The organism is Vibrio sp. OPT46, assembly GCF_015163535.1.
GTDB lineage: Bacteria > Pseudomonadota > Gammaproteobacteria > Enterobacterales > Vibrionaceae > Vibrio > Vibrio alginolyticus.
In genome coordinates this window covers 1-733 of record NZ_JADDYG010000398.1, presented here as the reverse complement: position 1 = coordinate 733, position 733 = coordinate 1, and the positions used below count along the sequence as shown (strand labels likewise).

Sequence of the window (733 nt, the reverse complement as noted above, 5' to 3'; positions counted from 1 at the left end):
CAAGCCAAGAACCAGTTGTTATAGTCATTAGAATGTTTATGTGTTGAGCATGAGTAACGTCGGGCTCAGAGCGAAACAAAACGGAATTGAGTGGAGATCAAAACCACACTCTTAGTGTGAGTTTATTGTTACACTTTGAAACACTATGTTACATTTGGCGCATTATGAGGAGTAAAAAGTTAAAGCTCATTAGCCACAACTGGAAACTAACCTTCCATTAATGGAAGTTACACACTTTAAATCGAATATTAACCTCAACACGAATTTCTCGTGCTTCAACAATTAATTATTTAAAAACAAACAGTTGAAACTTAAAATTGATGAGACTGACTATCAACTTCATTTATGCAGATAGCCTTAATGAGAAGCGGAAACTAAAAAACAAAAAGTGTGATCAACGTCAAATTAATGATTTCACTTAATATTTGAGTGGTATTTACATCTCTTTATTGGATTGTGAGAAATCATTCTCAAAGTAAATCCAAACATAAGTTGTAAATACATTTGGGTTGCGCAGAATTAGCACTCCACAACATAGAAAATGTTGAAATGGAAAGAGACTTATTATTCAGGTCTATCAGAGCCTTATTTCAGTGGCCACTTACATACGAATGCCGCCATCCACTTCTAAAACCCTGCCAGTAAAGTAATCACTCTCAATAATGTATTTTACTGCATGCGCGATTTCGCTTGTTTCGCCCATCCTGCCAACTGGGATCATCTTTTCTAATCG

At 35.6% G+C, this 733-nt stretch carries 1 pseudogene; it reads right to left on the bottom strand.

Going from position 1 to position 733, the window contains the following annotated elements:
- Positions 1-601: 601 nt before the first annotated feature.
- A pseudogene (locus IQR33_RS18580) lies at positions 602-733 on the bottom strand (short chain dehydrogenase); the annotation flags it as partial.